This window comes from Microbacterium californiense (assembly GCF_047246625.1).
GTDB lineage: Bacteria > Actinomycetota > Actinomycetes > Actinomycetales > Microbacteriaceae > Microbacterium.
Map to the genome: position 1 here is coordinate 216832 of NZ_JBFOKQ010000002.1, position 21696 is coordinate 238527.

A 21696-nucleotide genomic window follows, 5' to 3' on the forward strand; every position below is an offset into this window, starting at 1 on the left:
CGGCTTTCGCCGGCTATTCGAACTTGGGCAGCAACTCGTCCATCGGAACGGAGGACGGCATCACGCGATAGGTCTTCATCACCTGCGTCATCGCCTTTTGGAAGGCGGATGCGGTTGCAGCGGACGATACAACCTTAGTCGGCTCGTCCAGGGTGACCACGACGACGTACTTCGGATCGTCGACCGGCGCGAAGCCGACCATGCTGGTGAAGTAGACGCCGGCCTTGTAGCCGCCGTTGCCGTCGGGGACCTGCGCGGTACCCGTCTTGCTGGTGACGCGGTATCCCGGCACCTCGATGCGGTCGGCGTTGCCGCCCTGCACCGCCACGTTCTCGAGCATCCGCGTCAGATCGGATGCCGTCTGCTCGGCGATGATCTGCTCGTGGTCCGGCTGCTTCGGGGTCACGACGGTCCCGTCGGCGCGCGTGCAGGACTCGACGAGCGACAGGTCGATCTTCTCCCCGCCGTTCGCGATCGCCTGGTAGGCGCCGGCGACCTGGGCCGCGGTCACCGTGAAGTACTGGCCGAACGTCGTCGTGTAGAGCGACTGCGCGTCCCACTCGCTGACGGGGTGCAGGATGCCGCCGACCTCGGTCGGGAAGCCGATCGTCTTCTCGCCGACGCCGAACCGCTGCAGGTAGTCGTATCGGATGTCGGGGCTCACCATCGTGCCGAACTTCGACAGTGCGACGTTCGAGGAGTCGATCAGGCCGCCCGCGAGGGTGTAGTTGTACGCCGGGTGCGAGAACGCGTCGTTGATCACGGCGCCGTTCGGGAACTTCTCCCGCGAGGCGGCGCTGACGGTGCTCAGCGGCGTGAGACCGGCCCCTTCCATCACGGCCGCGGCGGTGATGGCCTTGAAGGTCGAGCCGGGCTCGAAGTCCCGGTGGAAGATCTGGCTGCCCCACGAGGCGGAGGTCGCGCCGTCCAGGTCGTTGGGGTCGAGGGACGGCCACTCCGCGGCCGCCCGGATCTTCCCGGTCTCGACCTCGACGACCGTCACCGTGCCGCCCTTGGCGCCCTGCACCTGGGCTTCCTCGGCGATCATCTGCTGCAGGTACCAGTTCAGGTCGCTGTTGATCGTGAGCTGGACGGTCCCGCCGTCCACGGCATCCGTGATGCGCTCGCTGCCCGGGATGACGACGCCGTCCGCGCCCTTGCGATAGGTCTGCTCCCCGTCGGTGGGAGCGAGGCACGACTGGTCCATCTTCTCGATGCCCGCCTGCGCCTCGCCGCTGCCGTTGAGGAAGCCGACGATGTTGCCCGCGACGGCGCCGTTGGGATAGACCCGCGTCTCGCGCCCCGTCTGGTGCAGGTAGGCGAGCTTCAGGTCGCGCAGCGCGATGTACTGCTCTGTGCTCAGCGACTTCTTGAGCTCCACGTACTGGCTCTCGGGGTTCACCGCGAGGGCGTCGGCGACCAGCGCGCGCACCTCGTCGCCGGTCTGCCCGGTGATGGCCGCGATCTTCTCGGAGGCCTCGGCCCACGGCATCTCGGGGTCCTCGCCCTCCAGCTGCGTGATGACGAGCGGGCTGAGCTCGGCGTCGTAGACGAGCACGCTCGAGGCGAGCACGGAGCCGCCGGCGTCGACGATGGTGCCGCGCTGCCCGGGGATGGTGGCGGCCTTGCCGATCACGCCCATGGACTGCGTCACGTGCGCGTCGGCGCTGACGACCTGGATGTCGACGAGCCGGACGACGAACGCGCCGAGCACGGACAGTATCACCGCGAGGGCGACCACGGTGCGTCGACGAGGTCCGCGCGTGGCTCGTGTCGTCATGCGATCTCTCCGTCCGTCGTGGGTCAGTGCGTGGTGGGGCTCGGGAGGCCGTCGGTGATCGCCGGCGGGAGGTCCTGCACGGGATCGGCGCCGGCGGGCGTCTCCGCGCCCTCCTCCGCCGTCGGCTCGGCGGGCGGCGGGACGATCAGCGCGTTGCTGACGGCGCCGGCGCCGTTGGGATCGACGGTGGAGGTCCAGTCGGCGCCCGCTCCGGTGCCGAAGACCGCGCCGTCGCTCAGCCGCAGGTAGGACGGCGCACCGGCGACGACCATCCCGAGTCCGGCCGCATTGGTGGCGAGCACCTGGGGGGAGCTGAGACCGGTGAGATCCTCCTGGAGGGCCTCGGTACGCAGGTCCAGCTCGTGCTGCTGCGCGTTCAGGCCGGCGAGCGTGAACGAGTCCTGGGTGATGGCGAGCGAGAGGGCGATCTGCACGCCACCGATCGCCAGCGCACCGGCCAGGGCGATGAGCGCGTAGGCGAGCTTCGGCTTGCGGCGGCCGGCCGGGGCGGTGACCGGCTGGAGGCGACGCGGGGAGTCGATCCGTGGTGCGGCCGGGGCGGCCGGGCGGCGGACGGGGGCGACGGCGGGCACGCTCATGCGGTCTCTCGGACTTTCTCGGCGGCGCGCAGCCGCACCGGGATGGCTCGCGGATTGCGTGCGCGCTCCTCGTCGTCGGCGAGCTCTGCGCCCTTGGTGAGGACGCGGAAGCGCGGGGCGTGCTCGGGGAGCTCGACCGGGAGCCCGGCGGGGGCGGTCGAGGCGGATGCCGCGGCGAAGGCCTGCTTCACCAGGCGGTCCTCCAGGGACTGGTACGACATCACGACGATGCGACCGCCGACGGCCAGGGCGTCCATGGCGGGGGTGATCGCGTCGGCGAGCACGGTCAGCTCGGAGTTCACCTCGATGCGCAGCGCCTGGAACACCCGCTTCGCGGGGTGACCCGCGCGCTGTGCGGCGGCCGGCGTCGCGGCCTGCAGGATCTCGACGAGCTGGGCCGATCGGGTGATCGGCTCCTTCTGGCGGGCCTCGACGATGAAGCGGGCGTACCGGCCCGCGAGCTTCTCCTCGCCGTAGCGTTCGAAGATGCGACGGAGGTTGCCCTCGCTGTACGTGGCGATGACGTCGGCCGCGGTCATCCCCTTGGTCTGGTCCATGCGCATGTCGAGCGGGGCGTCCTTCGAGTACGCGAACCCGCGCTCTGCCTCGTCGAGCTGCAGGGAGGAGACCCCGAGGTCGAACAGGATGCCCGACGCTCCCTGGGCGTGCAGCCCGATCTCGTCGTAGACCGTGTGCACGAGGGTGAGCCGGTCGGCGAAGCGTGCGAGTCGCTGACCGGCGATCCGCAGGGCGTCCGTGTCGCGGTCCAGGCCGACGAGACGGATGTTGTCGAACCGCTCGAGGAAGGCCTCGGCGTGACCGCCCATGCCGAGGGTGGCGTCGACGAGCACCGCCCCGTCGGCACGGAGGGCCGGGGCGAGGAGCTCGATGCAGCGCTCGAGCAGGACGGGGGTGTGGATGTCTCGGAGGTTCATGATCTTTCTCGGGCGACCTTCGGCTCTGATCCCCCTCCGCTTCACGACCCGGCACCGGGGAAGTGTGTCGGGGCGGGAGCGGCGGGGCATCACAGCCGTGGTCAGAAGAGTCCCGGGATCACCTCCTGCTCCAGGTCGGCATAGGACTCCTCGCCGGCGGCGAGGTAGGCGTTCCAGCTCTCGGCATCCCAGATTTCGGCGTGCGCGCCGACTCCGGTGACGATGAGCTCCTTCTGAAGACCCGCGTACTGACGCAGGTGCGGCGGGATGGTGATGCGGTTCTGACTGTCGGGCATCTCCGCACTGGCACCGGAGAGGAAGAGGCGCATGAAGTCGCGCGCCTGCTTGTTGGCGAGCGGGGCCTGGCGGATCCGCTCGTGCATCGCCTCGAACTCGGCCGTGCTGAAGACGTAGAGGCATCGCTCCTGACCTCGGGTGACGACGATGCCGCCGCCGAGGTCCTCGCGGAACTTCGCGGGAAGGATGACCCTTCCTTTGTCGTCCAGCTTGGGCGAGTGCGTTCCCAGCAGCATCGGCCACCACCCCCTCTCCGTCCGGCCAAACTCGAGGTGCGCCCCACTTTACTCCACTTCCCTCCACTTTCCTACGACCAATATGTGGAATTCACCCTGATTCCGGGCATGGGTGCTCGGTCTTCCGCGGAATTCCGCGGTGGAGCGGAGTGGAGGGCGAGTGGAGGGCCGGTGGAGGAGAGACGACGGCGAAAGGCCGGCGAGATCACCGGAGAACGACGAAGGCCCGGATGCTCAGCGCATCCGGGCCTCGTGGCAGGAAGTGGAGGGTCAGTTCCCCTCGTGGCGTCGATCCCATCGATCGTTCATCCGATCCATGAAGGAGGCGGAGTCCTGACGCTTGGGAGCCGGGCGATCGCTCTTCGCGGCGGGGGTCGCGCGGCGGACGGGCGTGACGGCCAGCATGACGCCGGCGAGCATCGCGGCGAATCCCACGACGCCCACGACGATGCCCCAGACGTCGCCGAGGACCACGCCGACGACGAGGCCGCCGACACCGGCGAGCAGGAGGAGGGCTCCGTAGACGAGATTTCGGTAGCTCAGCGTCCGGTCGCCCGAAGGCGCACTCACGACGTCGGCGTCATTGTGCAGGAGATGGCGTTCCATCTCGTCGAGCAGACGCTGCTCCTGTTCGGAGAGTGGCATTTCGTCCCCCTCGGGTATCGTGCGTTCCATTCTACGCGCGCCGAACGCCGCGAGGCTAGCGGTTGGACGCGTCGTTGCTTTACGTATGCTGGGAGTCGTGCCCTCCCCCGTGGTCGTCTCCGACGCCGTCGCCGCCCGCCTGGATCTGTTCGTCGCACGGATGCGCGCGGAGTCCCGCGAGTACGGCCCGGATGCCGAGGCGCTCCTGGACGCGGCAGCCGACACCCTCGTCGGCGGCAAGCGGCTCCGCGCCCGCTTCTGCCACGCGGGCTGGCGCGCGACGGCCCTCTTCCGCGACCGCCGAGCGACCGAGGATCCCTCCCTGTGGGACGTGTGCGCGGCGCTGGAGATCTTCCAGTCCGCCGCCCTCGTGCACGACGACCTGATCGACAACTCCGACACCCGCCGTGGACGCCCCGCCGCGCACCGCGCTCTCGAGGCCGCGCATCGCTCGTCCTCGTGGACGGGAGACGCCGAGGCGTTCGGCCGGGCGGCGGCGGTGCTGCTCGGCGACCTGCTCGTCGCGTGGAGCGACGACCTGCTCGAGAGCGCGATCGACGGACACACCCAGGCCGCCGCCGTGCGCGCCGAGTACGCCCGGATGCGGCGCGACGTGACCATCGGTCAGTACCTCGACATCGCGGAGGAGTCGGCCTGGAGCGTGAACGGCGACGCGACCCACGCGGATCGCGCGCTGCGCGTCGCCTCCCTCAAGTCGGCCCGGTACAGCATCCAGCAGCCCCTCGCCCTGGGCGCCGCCCTCGCCGGGGCGGACGGCGAGCAGCAGGAGTCGCTGCGCCGGTTCGGCCATCCGGTCGGCATGGCGTTCCAGCTGCGCGACGACGTACTGGGGGTGTTCGGCGACGAGTCCCTGACGGGCAAGCCCGCCGGCGACGACCTTCGCGAGGGAAAGCGGACCGTTCTCATCGCCCTCACCCGCGAACGCCTGGACCCCTCGGCGCGCGCACTGGTCGACGAGATGCTCGGCGACCCCGGGCTGACGCCTCAGCAGGTGTCGTTCCTCCAGGCGACGATCGCCGACACCGAAGCACTCGAGCGGGTGGAGACGATGATCGCGGACTACGCCCACGAGGCGGACCGCGCGCTCCGCAGCGCCCGACTGGACAACTCAGCCGTCGGTGACCTGCGCGAGCTCGCCCGCGCGGCGACCGTTCGTTCCGCCTGAGCCGCGCTCGCCTCAGGCGAGAGTGCGGGCGATGCGACGCACCTCGCTCTTGTGGCCGGCCCGGAGGGCGTCGATCGGCGAACGCCCCATGGTGTCCTCCTCGGCCAGGAGCCAGTCGATCACCTCGTCGTCGTCGAAGCCGGCATCCTGCAGCACCATGATCGTGCCCCGCAGGGAGGCGATCGGCCGCCCCTCGAGGAGGAAGACCGCCGGCACCGCGAAGACGCCGGTGCGTCGTGAACCGATCAGGTGGTGGTCGTCGATCAGGCGGCGGACCCGACCGAGGGGCTCATCGAGCGCCTCCACGAGATCCGGCATCGTCAGCCACTCGACGGCGGGGGTTTCCTCAACGTTCTCAGACACCAGGCCACTATCTCACCTCGCTCCGTTCCGCGCATTCCGACGACTCGGGCCCGCGCGTCACTCCATTCACATGAGTCACTTCTGTTGACTTCTACACCGGTCCGTGTCAGCGTGGCTGAGGTCGATAAGGGGGTCCACCGCATGAGGACGAACACCGCAGCGCGCCGCACCCGTCATGCACCGTGGGGTGTGCCGGCCGCCCTCCTCGGAGCCCTCGCGGGCTCCCTCGTCTCGTCCCCCGCGCAGGCGGAGGCCGTCACGACGGCCGTCCCGCTCGGGCTGGGCGGCCCCGCGTCGCGCATCCTGCCCACGGAAGTCGCACCCCCCGTCTACACCGTCCGGGAAGGCGACACCGTGTTCGCCATCGCCCGTCGCTTCGGCCTGCATACCGCCGACGTCCTCGCGTGGAACGGCCTCGACGCTCGCGCAGTGATCCACCCCGGGCGGACCCTGCGACTGACGAGTGCCGCCGTCGAGGCCGCTCCCCCTCCCGCCCCACCCGCACCGGCCGCCGTGCACACCGTCGCAGCGGGCGACACCCTGTTCGCGATCGCCCAGCGGAACGGCATGACCCTCGACGCGCTGCTCGCCGCCAACGGCCTCGACAGGTCGTCGATCATCTATCCCGGCCAGAGCATCCTGCTCGCGTCGGCGCCGGCCGCTGCGGCGGCACCGGCGCCCGCGGCGACGGCCCCGGCGCCCGCCCCGGTGGCCGGCGCATACACGGTCCAGGTCGGCGACACGCTCTTCGCCATCGCCCAGAGGCACGGGATGACCCTCGACGCGCTGCTCGCCGCCAATGGCCTCGATCGCGCCTCCATCATCTACCCGGGGCAGACCCTCGCCCTGCAGGCGGCTCCCGCGGCACCGGCCGTGAGCGAGCCGGCACCCGCCGCGCAGCCCGACCCCGCTCAGCGCTGGGCCGACCTGACGCCGGAGCAGGCCGCGCACGCCGAGCACATCATCCGCATCGGTCGCGAGCTCGGGGTCTCGGACCGCGGCATCGCGATCGCCCTCGCGACCGGAATGGTCGAGTCGGGGCTCCGCAACCTCGACTGGGGCGACCGCGATTCCCTCGGCCTGTTCCAGCAGCGGCCGAGCACCGGCTGGGGCACCCCGGAGCAGGTGCAGGACGCCGATCGCAGCATCCGCGTCTTCTACGGCGGCCCGCAGGATCCCAACGGCCGGACCACCCGCGGTCTGCTCGACATCCCGGGATGGGAGGGGATGCCGTTCACCGAGGCCGCGCAGGCGGTGCAGATCTCGGCCTACCCCGACCGCTACGGCCAGTGGGAGACCGCGGCGCACCGCTGGCTCGCCCTGTACGGGTGACCCCGGACGGGAAAACCGGATGCCCGAAGAGGTGAGGCGTTCCCGGGGCTTTCAGCCAGTCCTCCATAGAATCTTGACGTGACGACCAATCAGCAGGCCGACCCCCTCATCGGGCGGCTCGTCGACGGTCGCTACCGTGTCCGCGCTCGGATCGCCCGAGGCGGGATGGCGACGGTGTACGTCGCCACCGACCTCCGCCTCGAGCGCCGCATCGCCCTGAAGGTGATGCACGCCCATCTCAGCGACGACTCGGCGTTCCAGAGCCGGTTCATCCAGGAGGCCCGCTCGGCCGCCCGGCTCGCCGATCCTCACGTCGTGAACGTGTTCGACCAGGGGCAGGACGGCGAGCTCGCCTACCTCGTCATGGAGTACCTGCCCGGCATCACGCTGCGCGAGCTGCTCCGCGAGCAGAAGCGCCTGACGGTGCCGCAGACCATCACGATCATGGACGCCGTGCTGTCCGGCCTCGCGGCCGCGCACCGCGCCGGGATCGTCCACCGCGACGTCAAGCCCGAGAACGTCCTGCTCGCCGAGGACGGCCGGATCAAGATCGGCGACTTCGGGCTCGCGCGCGCGACGACCGCGAACACCGCCACCGGGCAGCAGCTCCTGGGGACGATCGCCTACCTCGCCCCCGAGCTCGTCACCCGGGGCACGGCGGACGCACGCAGCGACATCTACGCGCTGGGCATCATGCTGTACGAGATGCTCGTGGGCGAGCAGCCGTACAAGGGCGAGCAGCCGATGCAGATCGCCTTCCAGCACGCCACGGAGTCCGTGCCCCGACCGAGCGTCCGCAATCCGGCGGTGCCCGAGCAGCTGGACGAACTCGTCCTGTGGGCGACCGAGAAGGCGCCCGAGGAACGGCCGGACGACGCCACGCAGATGCTGAACCGGCTACGCGAGATCGAGTCCGCGCTCGGCGTGGCCCCCGCGGCGACGAGGACGGTCCCGATCTCGCGGTCCGTCGCGGATTCGGGCGAGCTGACCAAGGTCATGCCGGCGGCGGTGCCCGTCGCCGATCCCACCGCCGCGGTCCCGCAGACCGTCGACAACGCGACGGCCCTGCGGCGGCGAACAGCCCGCCGCCGAGCCCGAGGGGCCTTCCTCCTGACTCTCGTGCTCCTGCTCGCCGTGCTGGCGGGCGGCGTCGGCTGGTGGTTCGGCTCCGGGCCGGGGTCTCTCGTGGCCGTGCCCGGCGTCGCGGGCCTGACTTACGCCGAGGCGGCGGACACGCTCACCGCCGAGGGCTTCGCGCCGCAGCAGGAGGACCGCTATGCGGTCGACGTCGAACCGGGCACGGTGATCGAGACCGACCCCGGTGAAGGGCAGCGGCTCGACAAGGGCGCCGCCGTGACGGTCATCGTCTCGGCGGGTCCCGCGCCGCACACGGTCGAGGCGCTGAACGGCAGGACCGAGGACGAGGCGCGCGAGTACCTCGAGGGGCTCAACGTGACCGTTGCGGATGCCTCCCCCACGCTCTTCTCGGACGCTCCCGAGGGCGCCGTCATCAACGCCTACGTCACCCCGCGCAGCGGCGGCGAGGTCTACGAATGCGGCGAGGGGTGCGACCTGTTCGAGGCGGATGCCGTGGAGCTGTACGTCTCCGCCGGAGCCTTCCCCGATGTCTCGGGCATGTCGGTGAGCGAGGCGATGACGACCCTCACCGACAAGGGTCTCGTGGTGACCAACGATCACTCCTACGTCTTCAGCTCCGACGTGCCCAAGGACGAGGTGATCGGCGTGAGCGACCGCGCCGAGGCCGGCAACTGGCGACCCGGCGACTCGGTGCAGCTCATCGTCTCGAAGGGGCCCGAGCTGTTCCCCGTCCCGGACGTCACCGGGCTCACCCGCGACGCCGCCGCTCAGGCGATCCGGGACGCCGGCTTCGAGCCGACGTGGAACGGCATCTGGAACGCCTTCCCCAACGACTTCACCGAGGTCTCGGGCTCCGATCCGGGCGCCGACGCCCAGCGCCCCAAGGGCACGAAGATCACGCTGCAGATCCGCAGCAGCGCTCTCTGATCCGTCCGCACGCAGAGAGGCCGCACCTCCGGCATCCGGGGTGCGGCCTCTGCGTGCAGCCGACGTCGACGGCTCAGCGCTTCTCGAGCTCCTCGGCCACGAGGAACGCGAGCTCCAGGGACTGCATGTGGTTCAGGCGCGGGTCGCACAGGCTTTCGTACCGGGTCGCGAGCGCGGCTTCGTCGATCTGCTCCGAACCGCCCAAGCACTCGGTGACGTCGTCGCCCGTGAGCTCGACGTGGATGCCGCCCGGGAACGTGCCGACGGCGCGGTGCGCCTCGAAGAACCCGCGCACCTCGTCGACCACGTCGTCGAAGCGACGCGTCTTGTAGCCGGTGGGCGTGGTGATGCCGTTGCCGTGCATCGGGTCGGTCACCCACAGCGGCGTGGCGCCCGCATCGCGGACGGCTTCGAGCAGCGGCGGCAGGGCGTCGCGGATCTTGCCCGCGCCCATCCGCGTGATGAACGTGAGCCGGCCCGGCTCGCGGTTCGGGTCGAGCTTGTCGATCAGCGCCAGCGCGGTCTCGGGTGTCGTCGTGGGGCCGAGCTTCACGCCGATCGGGTTGCGGATCTTCGAGAAGTAGTCGACGTGCGCGCCGTCGAGGTCCCGCGTGCGCTCACCGATCCACAGGAAGTGGGCCGAGGTGTTGTACGGGGTGTCCGTGCGCGAGTCGATGCGGGTCATCGGGCGCTCGTAGTCCATGAGCAGGCCCTCGTGGCCCGTGAAGAACTCCACGCGCTTGAGCTCGTCGAAGTCCGCGCCCGCGGCCTCCATGAACTTGATCGCCCGATCGATGTCGGCGGCCATGCGCTCGTAGCGCTGGTTGGCCGGGTTCTGCGCGAAGCCCTTGTTCCACGAGTGCACCTCGCGGAGGTCGGCGAAACCGCCCTGAGTGAACGCCCGGATGAGGTTCAGCGTGGACGCCGCGGTGTGGTAGCCCTGCAGGAGGCGCCCGGGATCCGCCTGCCGCGAGCCCTCGGTGAAGTCGTAGCCGTTGACGATGTCGCCGCGGTACGCGGGGAGCGTGACGTCGCCGCGCGTCTCGTGGTCGCTCGAGCGCGGCTTCGCGAACTGCCCGGCCATGCGGCCCATCTTGACGACGGGCATCGAGGCGCCGTAGGTCAGCACCACGGCCATCTGGAGGACGGTCTTGATCCGGTTGCGGATCTGATCGGCCGTCGCACCGGCGAAGGTCTCGGCGCAGTCGCCGCCCTGCAGGAGGAAGGCGCGCCCCGAGGCCGCGCGAGCCAGGCGGTCGCGGAGGTTGTCGACCTCACCGGCGAAGACCAGGGGCGGGAGAGCGGCGATCTGGCGCGAGACGTCCGCGACGCGGTCGCTGTCCGGCCACTGCGGCTGCTGCTTGATGGGAAGTGATCGCCATGCGTCCAGGGCGTCGATCTCGTGCGGGAGCATCCCCCCAGCCTAGCGGGCGGGAACCGGCGTCCCGGCGTCAGGAGCGTCGTGTGACGCGCGCGGGCAGGCGGTCCTTGACGGTCGACGCGTAGACGTCCTCGTACTCCTGCTGGCCGAGCCGCTGGAGGGCCACCATGATCTCGTCGGTGACGGAGCGCAGGATGTAGCGGTCGTTCTCCATGCCCTCGTAGCGCGAGAAGTCGAGCGGTTCGCCGATCACGATCCCGACCCTCTCCACGCGCGGGATGCGCTGGCCGATCGGCATGGCGGTGTCGGTGTCGACCATGATCACGGGGATCACCGGCACCTTCGCCTCGAGGGCCATCCGGGCGATGCCGGTGCGCCCGCGGTAGAGCTTGCCGTCGGGGCTGCGGGTGCCCTCGGGATAGATGCCGAGGAGGTCTCCCCCGCCCAGCACCTGCAGGCCGGTGTTCAAGGAGGCCTCCGACGCCTTGCCCCCCGAGCGGTCGATCGGGATCTGCCCCGTCGCCTTCATGAAGAACTTGGTCGCCCAGCCCTTGATGCCGCGTCCCGTGAAGTAGTCGCTCTTGGCGAGGAACGACATCGGTCGGTCGATGACGAGGGGCAGGAAGATGGAGTCCGCGAACGACAGGTGGTTGCTCGCCAGGATCGCCGCACCGCTCGCGGGCACGTTGTTGCGCCCCACGATCCAGGGACGGAAGATCGCCTTGACCGCGGGGCCGATCACGACGTACTTCATCAGCCAGTAGAACATCGTGGCGAGTCTAGCGCCGCCCGCGGCATCCGCCCCCGACGGGAGGAGACGACCCGCCAGATAGCGACCGAGTCTCACCCGCTGTGCGACTCGGTGTCATGCCCTAGACTCGCAGGAAACCCGTGCCCGACCGGTACCGAAGGAGCTGCCGTGGTCCAGTTTGAAGTTCCCGCGATCGTCCCCGCCGACCCGGACGCGAACGTCGCCGACCTCCTCGTCGAACGCGTCCGCGCCACCCCCGAACGCGCCCTGTTCGCCGTGCCCGACGGCGACGGCTGGCGGGACATCTCCGCCGCCGACTTCGAGGCCGCCGTGGTCGCCCTGGCCAAGGGCTTCGCGTCGGCCGGCGTGCAGCCCGGCGACAAGGTGGGCTTCCTCGCCCGCACCACCTACGAGTGGACGCTGGTCGACTTCGCGTTGTTCTACGCCGGCGCGGTCATGGTGCCGATCTACGAGACGAGCTCCCCCTCGCAGATCCAGTGGATCATGGAGGACTCCGGCGCCGTGGCGCTCATCGTCGAGTCGCCCGAGCACTTCTCCCGGGTCGACGAGGTGCGCGGCGACCTCCCCCTCGTCCGGGACGTCTGGCAGCTGCACCTCGGCGCCATCGACTCCCTCACCGCCCAGGGCGCCTCCGTCGACGACGCCGAGATCGCGCGTCGCCGGTCGCTGGCGGTCGGCTCCGACATCGCCACCCTCATCTACACGTCCGGGTCGACCGGACGCCCCAAGGGATGCGTGCTCACCCACAGCAACTTCGTCGAGCTCGCCCGCAACTCGGCGAAGGCGCTGAACGAGGTCGTGCAGACGCCCGGCGCCTCGACGCTCCTGTTCATCACGACGGCGCACGTCTTCGCCCGCTTCATCTCGATCCTCGACATCCACGCGGGCGTGCGCACGGGTCACCAGCCCGACACCCGCCAGCTGCTCCCCGCGCTGGGCAGCTTCAAGCCGACCTTCCTCCTCGCCGTGCCGCGCGTGTTCGAGAAGGTCTACAACTCGGCCGAGCAGAAGGCGGAGGCCGGCGGCAAGGGCAAGATCTTCCGCGCGGCGGCCGACGTCGCCATCGAGCACTCGCGCCTCCTGGAGGAGGGCAAGAAGATCCCCGTCGGGATGCGTCTCAAGTTCGCCCTCTTCAACAAGCTCGTCTACAGCAAGCTGCGCGACGCGATGGGCGGCAACGTCGCCTATGCGGTGTCGGGCTCCGCTCCGCTGGGAGCGCGTCTCGGCCACTTCTTCCACAGCCTCGGCGTCGTGATCCTCGAGGGCTACGGCCTGACCGAGACGACGGCTCCCGCGACCGTGAACCTCGCCGACAAGTCCAAGATCGGCACGGTCGGCCCCGCTCTCCCGGGAGTCGGCGTCCGGCTCGCCGACGACGGCGAGATCGAGGTGCGCGGTGTGAACGTCTTCAAGGAGTACTGGAACAACCCCGAGGCGACGGCGGAGGCCTTCAGCGACGGCGGCTGGTTCCGCACCGGCGACATCGGCAGCTTCGACTCCGAGGGCTTCCTCACCATCACCGGCCGCAAGAAGGAGATCATCGTGACGGCCGGCGGCAAGAACGTCGCCCCCGCCGCCCTGGAGGACCCGATCCGGGCAAACCCGATCATCGGCCAGGTCGTCGTCGTCGGCGACCAGCGTCCCTTCATCTCCGCACTGATCACGCTCGACTCCGAGATGCTCCCGACCTGGCTCGCGAACAACGGGCTGCCTGCCGACCTGTCGCTCGCGGATGCGTCGAAGAACGAGGCCGTGCGCGCCGAGATCCAGAAGGCGGTGGATGCCGCGAACAGCCACGTCTCCCGGGCGGAGTCGATCCGGAAGTTCACGATCCTCGAGACGGAGTGGACCGAGGCCTCCGGGCACCTGACGCCCAAGCTCTCGATCAAGCGGAACGTCATCATGAAGGACTTCGCCGACGAGATCTCCGCGATCTACGACGAGCCGGTCACGACCACGAACGTCGCCATCGGCGGCTGACGCCCCCGGGGCGCACGCCCCCTGACCCGGACGACCCCGTGCGCGAGTGCCGCACGGGGTCTTCCGCGTCGCGGGGTCGTCCGGCGGGCGGCGTGTCCGCCGATCAGAACCAGGTGCTCTCGCGCACCTCGCGCATCGCGAGGCGCCGGGTGTCCGGGTCGAGGCGCGAGAGGTAGAGCGTCCCGTCCAGGTGGTCGGTCTCGTGCTGCAGAGCCTGAGCCAGCAGACCCTCCCCCTCGAGCACGACCGGCTTCCCGTCGATGTCGATGCCCTCGACGCGCGCCCACGGGTGGCGGAGGGCGTCGTGCCAGAGCCCGGGGACCGAGAGGCAGCCCTCCCCCGTCGGCACCGGCTCCCCGCGCACCTCGGTGAGGACCGGATTGATCACGTAGCCGATGTCCCCGTCGATGTTGTAGCTGAACGCGCGCAGCGCCACCCCGATCTGCGGAGCGGCGACGCCGGCACGGCCGGGCAGCTCCACCGTGTCGAGCAGGTCCTGCACCAGCGCCCGCACGCCGTCGTCGATCTCCTCGATCGGCGCGCATCGGGTGCGCAGCACCGGGTCGCCGAAGATGCGGATCTCGCGCACGGTCATGCTGCCGCCTCCGCCCGCAGTCCCTCGACCAGCACGGCGGCCAGCTCACGCGCGGCCGCCCGGGTTCCCGGCTGCAGTCCGGCGAACACGATCGTGCCGCCCGCGGCGATCTGCGGGTCGTACGGCATCCGCACCACCCGGCGCCCACGCGTCGCGAAATGCGTCTCCAGCTCGCCGACCCGCACCAGCGGCGTGCCCGGGGTCGACTGGTTCAGGACCACCACGGCATCGCGGGCCTGAGCGGCGTAGCCGTTGGTCTCGAGCCAGGTGAGCGTCTCGGACGCCAGACGCGCCTCGTCGACGCTCAGACCGGAGACGACCACGATCTGATCGGCGAGGTCGAGGGTCGCCGACATGACCGAATGGACGATGCCGGTGCCGGTGTCGGTCAGCACGAGCGAGTAGTAGTGGGCGGCGATGTCGGCCACCTCGCGGTAGTCGCTGTCGCTGAACGCCTCGGCCGCCCGGGGATCGGCGTCGGAAGCGAGCACGTCCAGACGGGTCGCGTCGCGGGCGACCAGCGCGGACATGTCGCGGTAGCCGTCGATCTCTCCACGGCGGCGCACGAGGTCGCGCACCGAACGGGCCTCCTGCGGCCGGGCGACGCGATCGGCGAGGGTGCCGCGGTCGGGGTTCGCGTCGACCGCGATCACCCGGTCGTCGCGGGCATCCGCCAGCGCCATCCCGAGCAGCGCCGTCACGGTCGTCTTCCCGACGCCGCCCTTGCGGGAGAGCACGGGCACGAAGCGCGCGCCGCCGGGAATCGGGGCGCCGATGCGGGCGGTCAGCGCCTTGCGCTCGCGGGCGCGTCGACCGTCGCCGAGGTTGAGGCGGCGCCCGGTGAGCCTGTAGACGAGGTGGCTCCAGGTCCCCTCCGGCTCCGGCCGTGACCGACGGCCGGGGTCGAGCAGACGGTCCGGGGTCAGGAGGTCCGCCGACTCGCGAGCCGACTCGCTCAGGTCGCCGATCCGCTTCGCGGCCGGGACCTCCGGGCGGGCGGGACGCGGGGCAGCGGCGTCCGCCGCCGCACTCCGGGCCTCGACCTCCGGACGGACGGCGCTCGGGCGCAGGGATGCCGCGGGCACGGCATCCTCCTCGAGCTCGCCGTCGATCACGGCGTCGTCGCCGGCGAGGTCGTCCTCGTCGGCGGGCGGGAGCACGACGCTGATCTGCGCCGTCCCGTCGAGCGCGCCGATGCCGGCGGTGGCGACGGAGGCGGTGTCGTCGAGGACGCCCCTCGACTCGTCGTCCAGAGGATCGGCGGTGGTGTTCGGGTTCACGATGATGACACTCCAAGCTTGCACAGGCGAGGACGCGGAGATGTCCGCGTCCTCGCCGGTCAAGGTTAGTGCGCGGGGCGGATGACGAGCAAAAGGTCGCCGGCATCCACCTGCTGCGTCGCCGCGATCGCGTGCCTCTCGACCACCCCGTCGACGGGGGCGGTGATCGCGGCCTCCATCTTCATCGCCTCGATCGACGCGACCGGCTCACCCGCGCGGACCGTGGCGCCGACCTCCGCCTTGAGCGTGACGACGCCGGAGAACGGCGCGGCCACCTGACCGGGCACGGCCGTGTCGGCCTTCTCCGCCTCGTGCGCGTCGACGCTCACCGAGCGGTCCCGCACGAACACCGGGCGCAGCTGGCCGTTCAGGGTCGTCATCACCGTGCGGATGCCCTTGTCGTCGGCATCCCCGATCGCCTCGAGCCCCACGTAGAGCTGCACGCCCCGGTCGATCTCGACCAGGTGCTCCTGACCCGTGACCAGCCCGTACAGGTAGTCGCCCGTGTCGAGCACCGAGAGGTCGCCGAACAACTCCCGCCGCTGCGCGAACTCGCGCGTCGGGGCCGGGAAGAGGAGCGTGTTGAGGCGCGCGCGCCGGCTCGCGCTGTCGCCGGCCAGCGCCGCCTCGTCCTCCGCCGTGATCTCGGTGAGGCCGGTGCGCACCTCGCGACCCGCGAGCACCTTGGACCGGAAGGGCTCGGGCCACCCGCCCGGCAGATCGCCGAGTTCGCCAGCCATGAAGCCCACCACGGAGTCGGGGACGTCGTACTTCTCGGGGTTCGCCTCGAAGTCCGCGGGATCCGCCTTCACGGCCGCGAGGTGGAGCGCCAGGTCTCCGACCACCTTGGAGGACGGCGTCACCTTGGGCACGCGGCCGAGGATGCGGTCCGCCGCGGCGTACATGTCCTCGATGAGCTCGAAGTCGTCGGCGAGGCCGAGCGCCTTCGCCTGCTGCCGCAGGTTCGAGAGCTGACCGCCGGGGATCTCGTGGTGGTACACGCGTCCGGTGGGTCCGGGCAGGCCGGACTCGAACGGGGCGTACTGGTGCCGGACGGCCTCCCAGTACGGCTCGAGGTCGGAGACGCCCGCCAGCTCGATGCCGCTGTCGCGCTCGGTGTGCGCGAGCGCCGCGACGAGGGCCGAGAGGGAGGGCTGGCTCGTCGTGCCGGAGAGCGGCGCCGACGCGGCGTCCACCGCATCCACGCCCGCCGCGCTGGCGGCGAGGAGCGTCGCCAGCTGACCGCCCGGGGTGTCGTGCGTGTGCAGGTGGACGGGGATGTCGAAGCGCTCCCGCAGCGCGGTCACCAGCTTCGCCGCCGCGGCGGGACGCAGCAGGCCCGCCATGTCCTTGATGGCGATGATGTGCGCTCCTGCTTCGACGATCTGGTCGGCGAGACGCAGGTAATAGTCGAGGGTGTAGAGGTCCTCCGCCGGGTCCAGCAGGTCGCCCGTGTAGCAGAGCGCCACTTCGGCGATCGCGGTGCCCGTGCGCCGCACCGCCTCGATCGCGGGACGCATCTGCTCGACGTCGTTCAGGGCGTCGAAGATGCGGAAGATGTCGACTCCGCTCGCGGCGGCCTCGGCGACGAACGCATCGGTCACGGCGGTCGGATAGGGGGTGTACCCGACGGTGTTGCGCCCGCGCAGCAGCATCTGGATCGCGACGTTCGGGAGCGCCGCCCGCAGCTTGTCGAGGCGTTCCCACGGGTCCTCCCCCAGGAAGCGCAGCGCCACGTCGTAGGTCGCGCCGCCCCACGCCTCGACCGAGAGCAGGCCCGGGGTGAGGCGGGCGAGGTACGGGGCGGCCGCGACGAGGTCCTTCGTGCGCACGCGCGTCGCCAGGAGCGACTGGTGGGCGTCGCGGAAGGTCGTGTCGGTGATCGCGAGCGCGGTCTGCGCGCGGAGCTCCGCGGCGAAGCGCTCGGGCCCGAGCTCCTGCAGACGCTGACGGGATCCCGGCAGCGGCGCGGTGTCGAGATCGATCGCCGGGAGCTTGGTCCGGGGGTCGGCCGTTCCCGGGTGGGCGCCGTTCGGCTTGTTGACCGTGACGTCGACCAGCCAGTTCAGGATCTTCGTGCCGCGGTCCTTCGAGACGCGACCGCGCAGCAGCGCGGGACGCTCGTCGATGAAGGAGGTGCTCAGGTCGCCCGACACGAAGGCGTCGTCCTCGAGCAGCGCCTGCAGGAAGGGGATGTTGGTGGACACCCCGCGGATGCGGAACTCCGCCAGCGCGCGGCGCGCACGGGCGACGGCGGCGGGGAAGTCCCGGCCGCGGCACGTGAGCTTCGCGAGCATCGAGTCGAAGTGCGGGCTGATCTGGGCGCCCTGGTGGACCGTGCCTCCGTCGAGACGGATGCCGGCGCCGCCGGGCGAGCGGTAGGTGGTGATCTTGCCCGTGTCGGGACGGAATCCCTGGGTCGGATCCTCGGTCGTGATCCGGCACTGGAGAGCCGCTCCGCGCAGGTGCAGCTCGTGCTGCCGGAGGCCGAGGTCCGCGAGGGACTGCCCCGAGGCGATCCGCATCTGGCTCTGGACGAGGTCGACGTCGGTGACCTCCTCGGTCACGGTGTGCTCGACCTGGATGCGAGGATTCATCTCGATGAAGACGACCTCGCCCGCGCGCTCCCCCGCCGTCTCGAGGAGGAACTCGACGGTGCCCGCGTTCTCGTATCCGATGGAGCGGGCGAAGGCGACCGCGTGGGCGTGGAGCGCGGAGCGCGTGCCCTCGTCGAGGTTCGGCGCCGGGGCGATCTCGACGACCTTCTGGTGGCGGCGCTGCACCGAGCAGTCGCGTTCGAACAGGTGCACCGTCTCACCGGTCTTGTCGGCGAGGATCTGCACCTCGATGTGCCGCGGCCGGACGACGGCCTGCTCGAGGAACATCCGCGGGTCGCCGAAGGCGCTGGAGGCCTCGCGCATGGCCTCGGCGAGAGCAGGGGCGAGCTCGTCGGCGGTCTCCACCCGGCGCATGCCGCGTCCGCCGCCTCCCGCGACCGCCTTGGCGAACAGGGGGAAGCCGATCTCCGGCGCCTGGGCGACCAGCTCCTCGATGTCGTCGGACGCCTCCGTCGAACGGAGCACCGGGACACCCGCCTCGACGGCGTGGCGCTTCGCCTCGACCTTGTTGCCGGCCATCTCGAGCACGGCGGCCGGCGGGCCGATGAAGACGATGCCGTGGGCCGCGGCCTTCTCGGCGAGCTCCGGGTTCTCCGACAGGAAGCCGTATCCGGGGTAGATCGCATCGGCACCCGACTCGAGCGCCACGCGGATGATCTCGTCGACGTCGAGGTAGGCGCGCACGGGATGACCGCGTTCGCCGATCTCGTACGCCTCGTCCGCCTTGAGCCGGTGCACGGAGCCCCGGTCCTCATGCGGGAAGACCGCGACGGTCCTGGCTCCCACTTCGTACGCCGCACGGAAGGCGCGGATCGCGATCTCGCCGCGGTTCGCCACAAGGATCTTCTGGAACATGCACACCTCTGAGAGCTCGATGCGCGAGCGGGGGCACGCACATGGGGCGGGGCTGAGTGTCCCCCCAGACTAGGGCAAGGTAACGTGGAGGTCGTGCACGTACTCAGCGTCAGCTCTCTCAAGGGAGGCGTCGGCAAGACGACCGTGACCCTCGGCCTGGCCTCCGCGGCCTTCGCCCGGGGCGTCCGGACTCTGGTCGTCGACCTCGACCCCCAGTCCGATGTGTCCACCGGCATGGACATCCAGGTCGCGGGACGACTCAACATCGCCGACGTTCTGGCGAACCCGAAGGAGAAGGTGGTCCGTCAGGCGATCACCTCGAGCGGCTGGGCCAAGGTCCACCCGGGAACGATCGACGTGCTGATCGGCAGCCCCTCGGCGATCAACTTCGACGGCCCGCACCCGAGCGTGCGCGACGTCTGGAAGCTCGAAGAGGCCCTCGCGGCCGTCGAGTCGGACTACGACCTCGTGCTGATCGACTGCGCCCCGTCGTTGAACGCCCTCACCCGCACCGCGTGGGCGGCCAGCGACCGCGTCATGGTGGTCACCGAGCCGGGCCTCTTCTCCGTCGCGGCCGCCGACCGTGCCCTGCGCGCCATCGAGGAGATCCGACGCGGCCTCTCCCCGCGTCTGCAGCCGCTCGGCATCGTCGTGAACCGCGTGCGCCCGCAGTCCATCGAGCACCAGTTCCGCATCAAGGAGCTGCGCGACATGTTCGGCCCGCTCGTCCTCTCGCCCCAGCTCCCCGAGCGCACCTCGCTGCAGCAGGCGCAGGGTGCGGCGAAGCCCCTGCACATCTGGCCCGGCGACTCCGCGCAGGAGCTCGCCGCCGACTTCGACCAGCTGCTCGACCGCATCATCCGCACCGGGCGCATCCCCGTCGCGGAGAGCAGCGCGCAGGCCTGAGCACCGCCGAACGGAGACGGCCATCCTCGATCGAGGATGGCCGTTCGTCGTCGGTGCCGGGGGACCGGCCGGGGATCAGGCGGAGCGCTTGGATCGACGGGCCGCCAGCTCGTCGACCGGGTCGGGGGCGGTGGGGTCGAACTCGACCAGCGTCGACTCGACCTCGCGGAGCACCTTGCCGACCGCGATGCCGAACACGCCCTGCCCGCGGCTGACGAGGTCGATCACCTCGTCGTTCGACGTGCAGAGGTAGACGGAGGCGCCGTCGCTCATCAGGGTGGTCCCGGCGAGATCGCGGATGCCGGCGCGCCGCAGCTCGTCGACCGCCGTGCGGATCTGCTGCAGGGAGATGCCGGTGTCGAGCAGGCTCTTGACGAGCTTGAGGACGAGGATGTCGCGGAAGCCGTAGAGACGCTGCGACCCGGAGCCGCTCGCGCCGCGCACGGTCGGCTCGACCAGCTCGGTGCGCGCCCAGTAGTCGAGCTGACGGTACGTGATGCCGGCGGCGCGTGCGGCCACCGCGCCCCGGTAGCCGACCTCGTCGTCCATGGCGGGGAGACCGTCGGTGAAGAGGAGTTCGTTCACGAACCGCGGGTCGCCGGTGCGCTCGTCCGCATTCATCTGAATTCCTCTCTGGAACGGGTTATGTCCACGGTAGAGCAGCACCCCCGCACCGGCAACGACATCCGTGCCGCGCGTCAGGTGTGTCGCAACCAGTTCGTTACGAAAGCACGCGGGCCAGCGCGTCCTTGACGAAGATCCCGCGGACCTCGTCGATCTTGGCCGCCAGCTCGGGCGCCAGTTCCGCCGCCTTGCCGCGCGAGGCCGTGTCGGTGCGGCGCAGCAGCGTCGACAGGGCGGACTCGATCAGGGCGACCTCGCGCTCGGCCCCCTGGCGCAGGGAGCGCAGGTGGCGGGGCTCGATGCCGTGACGGTCGAGGGCGACGAGTCCGCGCAGCAGGGCGACGGCCGATTCGGGATACGTCTCCTGAGCGGTGACGACCCCGGTGCTGATCGCGTCGTTGAGCAGCTGCGGTCCGGCGCCCGCCGCGGCGAGCAGCTCCTCGCGGCGGTAGCGCCGCGGCGTCTGCACGATCGACGGCGGAGGCGCGAGTGCGGCGCCCGCGCCGCCGGCCTGGTCGAGCTGCTCCCGGATGACGCTGAGGGGCAGGTAGTGGTCGCGCTGGAGGGTGAGGCCGAGACGGAGGCGCTCGATGTCGGCCTGGGAGAACTTGCGGTACCCCGACTCGGTGCGCGAGGGGGTGACGATGCCCTGCACCTCGAGGAAGCGGAGCTTGCTGGAGGTGAGATCGGGGAACTCGGGGGTGAGTCGCGCCAGCACCTGACCGATGCTGAGAAGGCCCGCGGACGTGGAGCGTTCGCGGGCGTGGGACGCCGCCATCAGCCGTTCGCCGCGGCGCGGTCGACGGGTGACGCGAAGAAGTTCAGGCGGAACTTGCCGACACGGACCTCGGCGCCGTCCGCGAGCGGGCTGCGGTCGACACGCTCGCCGTTGACGTACGTGCCGTTGAGCGAGCGCTGGTCGATGATCTCGAACGCGGCTCCGTTGCGGGTGACCTCGGCGTGACGTCGGGAGACGGTCACGTCGTCGAAGAAGATGTCGGCCTCCGGGTGACGGCCGACCGTGGTGACGTCGGTGTCGAGAAGGTAACGGGCCCCGGCCAGGGCGCCGGACCGCACGAGCAGAAGGGCGGACCCCGACGGCAGGGCCGCAATGGCGGCCTGCTCCACGTCGGTGAGCTCGGCGCCGAACGGCACGAAGGACAGATCGGAATCGTGCCCGAACGTCTGTGTCACGTCGTGCTTCTGCTCGCCGGAGCGGTGGATCGCCGCGTCTCCGGCGGATCGGCTCTCGCTGTCTGTCACTTTGGCCTCCTGGTCGTCCAGACT

At 70.8% G+C, this 21696-nt stretch carries 19 protein-coding genes; 5 read left to right on the top strand and 14 right to left on the bottom strand.

Annotated features, from left to right (window positions below; genetic code table 11):
* Nucleotides 1-13 precede the first annotated feature (13 nt).
* The 5 genes from AB3M82_RS12325 to AB3M82_RS12345 form a co-directional block, all read right to left on the bottom strand.
* A complete protein-coding gene (locus AB3M82_RS12325; RefSeq protein ID WP_412958235.1) occupies nt 14-1780 on the bottom strand; it encodes a peptidoglycan D,D-transpeptidase FtsI family protein in 1767 nt (588 codons plus the stop codon).
* Between the two features lie 23 nt (nt 1781-1803).
* Nucleotides 1804-2379: a cell division protein FtsL gene (ftsL, locus tag AB3M82_RS12330; RefSeq protein ID WP_412958236.1), complete on the bottom strand. Its 576-nt coding sequence runs from the start codon at nt 2377-2379 to the stop codon at nt 1804-1806.
* The gene (gene rsmH, locus AB3M82_RS12335) at nt 2376-3314 is read right to left on the bottom strand and encodes a 16S rRNA (cytosine(1402)-N(4))-methyltransferase RsmH (protein WP_412958237.1); all 939 of its coding nucleotides are present in this window, start codon (nt 3312-3314) and stop codon (nt 2376-2378) included. The genes ftsL and rsmH overlap by 4 nt, the downstream gene beginning before the upstream one ends.
* Before the next feature lie 101 nt (nt 3315-3415).
* Nucleotides 3416-3847 carry a division/cell wall cluster transcriptional repressor MraZ gene (gene mraZ, locus AB3M82_RS12340; protein WP_391478398.1) on the bottom strand — a complete coding sequence of 144 codons (432 nt, stop codon included), beginning with the start codon at nt 3845-3847 and terminating at the stop codon, nt 3416-3418.
* Between the two features lie 270 nt (nt 3848-4117).
* Nucleotides 4118-4492 carry an SCO2097 family morphological protein gene (locus AB3M82_RS12345; protein WP_412958238.1) on the bottom strand — a complete coding sequence of 125 codons (375 nt, stop codon included), beginning with the start codon at nt 4490-4492 and terminating at the stop codon, nt 4118-4120.
* A gap of 85 nt (nt 4493-4577) precedes the next feature.
* On the opposite strand from AB3M82_RS12345, the gene AB3M82_RS12350 reads away from it, so the two are divergent.
* Nucleotides 4578-5678, top strand: a complete 1101-nt coding sequence (locus tag AB3M82_RS12350; RefSeq protein ID WP_412958239.1) for a polyprenyl synthetase family protein — start codon at nt 4578-4580, stop codon at nt 5676-5678.
* A 12-nt stretch (nt 5679-5690) separates the two neighbouring features.
* Here the strand turns inward: AB3M82_RS12350 and AB3M82_RS12355 are convergent, their stop codons facing one another.
* The gene (locus AB3M82_RS12355; protein ID WP_412958240.1) at nt 5691-6041 is read right to left on the bottom strand and encodes an Rv2175c family DNA-binding protein; all 351 of its coding nucleotides are present in this window, start codon (nt 6039-6041) and stop codon (nt 5691-5693) included.
* Nucleotides 6042-6182: 141 nt separating this feature from the next.
* Here AB3M82_RS12355 and AB3M82_RS12360 point away from each other — a divergent pair, with 141 nt between their 5' ends.
* Nucleotides 6183-7373 carry a LysM peptidoglycan-binding domain-containing protein gene (locus AB3M82_RS12360; RefSeq protein ID WP_412958241.1) on the top strand — a complete coding sequence of 397 codons (1191 nt, stop codon included), beginning with the start codon at nt 6183-6185 and terminating at the stop codon, nt 7371-7373.
* A gap of 78 nt (nt 7374-7451) precedes the next feature.
* A complete protein-coding gene (pknB, locus tag AB3M82_RS12365) occupies nt 7452-9398 on the top strand; it encodes a Stk1 family PASTA domain-containing Ser/Thr kinase (RefSeq protein WP_412958242.1) in 1947 nt (648 codons plus the stop codon).
* A gap of 73 nt (nt 9399-9471) precedes the next feature.
* Here the strand turns inward: pknB and AB3M82_RS12370 are convergent, their stop codons facing one another.
* Both AB3M82_RS12370 and AB3M82_RS12375 read right to left on the bottom strand, forming a co-directional pair.
* Nucleotides 9472-10812 carry a class II 3-deoxy-7-phosphoheptulonate synthase gene (locus AB3M82_RS12370; RefSeq protein ID WP_412958243.1) on the bottom strand — a complete coding sequence of 447 codons (1341 nt, stop codon included), beginning with the start codon at nt 10810-10812 and terminating at the stop codon, nt 9472-9474.
* Between the two features lie 37 nt (nt 10813-10849).
* Nucleotides 10850-11548: a lysophospholipid acyltransferase family protein gene (locus tag AB3M82_RS12375; protein WP_412958244.1), complete on the bottom strand. Its 699-nt coding sequence runs from the start codon at nt 11546-11548 to the stop codon at nt 10850-10852.
* 150 nt (nt 11549-11698) lie between these two features.
* Between AB3M82_RS12375 and AB3M82_RS12380 the strand changes: the two genes are divergently transcribed.
* Complete coding sequence (locus tag AB3M82_RS12380) at nt 11699-13531, top strand: AMP-dependent synthetase/ligase (RefSeq protein WP_412958245.1); 1833 nt, start codon at nt 11699-11701, stop codon at nt 13529-13531.
* A 103-nt stretch (nt 13532-13634) separates the two neighbouring features.
* Here the strand turns inward: AB3M82_RS12380 and def are convergent, their stop codons facing one another.
* From def to AB3M82_RS12395, 3 genes are all read right to left on the bottom strand, one after another.
* On the bottom strand, nt 13635-14126 hold the full coding sequence (gene def / locus AB3M82_RS12385) for a peptide deformylase (RefSeq protein WP_412958246.1): 492 nt from the start codon (nt 14124-14126) through the stop codon (nt 13635-13637).
* Nucleotides 14123-15406, bottom strand: a complete 1284-nt coding sequence (locus AB3M82_RS12390) for a MinD/ParA family ATP-binding protein (protein ID WP_412958247.1) — start codon at nt 15404-15406, stop codon at nt 14123-14125. The genes def and AB3M82_RS12390 overlap by 4 nt, the downstream gene beginning before the upstream one ends.
* A 65-nt stretch (nt 15407-15471) precedes the next feature.
* Nucleotides 15472-18879, bottom strand: coding sequence for a pyruvate carboxylase (locus tag AB3M82_RS12395; RefSeq protein WP_412958248.1), 3408 nt, complete (start codon nt 18877-18879; stop codon nt 15472-15474).
* A gap of 93 nt (nt 18880-18972) precedes the next feature.
* On the opposite strand from AB3M82_RS12395, the gene AB3M82_RS12400 reads away from it, so the two are divergent.
* Entirely contained in the window at nt 18973-19785 is an 813-nt protein-coding gene (locus AB3M82_RS12400) for a ParA family protein (protein ID WP_412958249.1), read from the top strand.
* 75 nt (nt 19786-19860) lie between these two features.
* Here the strand turns inward: AB3M82_RS12400 and AB3M82_RS12405 are convergent, their stop codons facing one another.
* From AB3M82_RS12405 to AB3M82_RS12415, 3 genes are all read right to left on the bottom strand, one after another.
* Nucleotides 19861-20406, bottom strand: coding sequence for a MerR family transcriptional regulator (locus tag AB3M82_RS12405; RefSeq protein WP_412958250.1), 546 nt, complete (start codon nt 20404-20406; stop codon nt 19861-19863).
* Nucleotides 20407-20506: 100 nt separating this feature from the next.
* Entirely contained in the window at nt 20507-21187 is a 681-nt protein-coding gene (gene ftsR / locus AB3M82_RS12410) for a transcriptional regulator FtsR (RefSeq protein ID WP_412958251.1), read from the bottom strand.
* Nucleotides 21187-21672: an FHA domain-containing protein gene (locus AB3M82_RS12415; RefSeq protein WP_412958252.1), complete on the bottom strand. Its 486-nt coding sequence runs from the start codon at nt 21670-21672 to the stop codon at nt 21187-21189. The genes ftsR and AB3M82_RS12415 overlap by 1 nt, the downstream gene beginning before the upstream one ends.
* Nucleotides 21673-21696 lie beyond the last annotated feature (24 nt).